The sequence below is a fragment of the Kutzneria sp. NPDC052558 genome (assembly GCF_044547355.1).
Lineage (GTDB): Bacteria > Actinomycetota > Actinomycetes > Mycobacteriales > Pseudonocardiaceae > Kutzneria.
In genome coordinates this window covers 177,480-179,190 of the sequence record NZ_JBIUAG010000006.1, presented here as the reverse complement: position 1 = coordinate 179,190, position 1,711 = coordinate 177,480, and the positions used below count along the sequence as shown (strand labels likewise).

Genomic DNA, 1,711 nt, shown 5'->3' with positions numbered 1-1,711 from the left:
GGCGCTGCGGGCGGGGTCCGTCACCGCCGGACGTGACCGGAAGGAACGGCAAGTGCTGCGATCAGAGCAACTCAGGACAAGTGAGCCGCCCAGGACGGGCGGCGTGGAGGTCGCGGCGTTCGCCCTCACTCCGGTGGCGGTGATCGCCGGCGCGATGGGCGTGCTGCTGCTGGGCTTCGGCAACGGCTACGGCTTCTTCGGCGACGAGCTGTACTTCATCGCCGCCGGCCACCACCTGGACTTCAGCTACGTGGACCAGCCGCCACTGGTCCCGTTCCTGGCCATGGTGGCCGACACGATCGCGCCGGGATCGCTGTGGGTGACGCACCTGCCGTCGGTCGTGGTGACGGTGGCCGGCATCTTCATCGCCGCGCTGACGGCCTGGGAGCTCGGCGGCGGCCGGCGGTCCCAGGTCATCGCGGCCGCGGTCTACTGCACCGCGCCGCTGGTCGCCGGCGGCGGCCACCTGCTGGCCACCTCCACCATCGACCTGTTCTTCTGGACGGCCATCACCTGGCTGCTGGTCCGCTGGCTGCGGACCCGACAGGACAAGCTGCTGCTGTGGGCCGGCATCGTCACCGCCGTCGACCTACAGGTGAAGTACCTGATCGCGTTCTTCTGGGCGGTCGTCGCGGTCGCCATCCTCATCGCCGGGCCGCGCGACTTCTTCCGCAGCAAGATGCTGTGGCTGGGCGGCGCGATCGCCGTGCTGACCACGCTGCCGTCGCTGATCTGGCAGGCCGACCACGGCTGGCCGCAGGTGGACATGGCCCGGCAGATCGCCTACGAGGAGTCCGCCGGCGTCGGCGGCCCCGGCATGTTCCTGGTGTTCTTCGCCATCCTGCTCGGCATCATCGGCACGCCGCTCGCGGCGTACGGACTGTGGCGCGCGGCCCGCCAGCCGCGCTACCGGTTCCTGGCCATCACCGCGGTCGCCCTCACCGTCGTGTTCATCGCGACCGGCGGCCGCCCGTACTACCCGGCCGGCATCGCGGCCGTGCTGTGGGCGCTGGCCGCGGTCGGCCTGGAGGGTCCGCGCAAGCGCTGGGTGCCGTGGGTGGCCTGGCCGGCGCTGGTGCTGTCCGGGGTGCTGACGGTGATCGGGATGCCGATCGCCCCGGTGGAGTCGGTCCGCGGCACCGAGACCTCGGATGTCACCAACGCCGAGAGCATCGGCTGGCCGCAGATGGCCAACGAGGTCGCCGCCGCCTACCGGGCGCTGCCCGACGACGTCCGCCGGCACACCGCCATCATGGGCGACAGTTTCTGGACCGCCGCCGTGGTCGACGTCTACGGCCCGGCGCTGGGCCTGCCGCGGGCGTACAGCCCGAGCCGGGGCTACTGGTATTTCGGCGTGCCGCCGGAGACCGCCACCAACGTGCTCTACATCGGCGACAACAACGCCGACGTGGTGCGGGCCCATTTCGCCAAGTCGGTCAAGGTCGCCACCGTGGACAACAAGCTCGGCATCGACAACAACTACCAGGGCGCTCCGATCTCCCTGTTCTCGACCAAGGACGCCTCCTGGTCGACGCTGTGGCCCGAGATCAAGACCCTCACCGGCTGACCACCGCCCAGCAGCCGACCGGCGGGGGGGGGGCCCCCCCCCGGGGGGGCCCCCCCCCCCGCGGGGGGGCCCGGGGGGGGGCGGGTTTAAACCAGCGGCCCGGCGACACCGCCCGCGGGCCGCCGGGGGGGGCCCACGGGGGGC

1 protein-coding gene is annotated in these 1,711 nt (G+C 72.4%); it reads left to right on the top strand.

Annotated elements, in window-relative coordinates; genetic code table 11:
- The first annotated feature begins 103 nt into the window (after nucleotides 1-103).
- Nucleotides 104-1,567, top strand: coding sequence for an ArnT family glycosyltransferase (locus ACIG5F_RS13315; RefSeq protein ID WP_396517896.1), 1,464 nt, complete (start codon nucleotides 104-106; stop codon nucleotides 1,565-1,567).
- The last annotated feature ends 144 nt before the right edge of the window (nucleotides 1,568-1,711 follow it).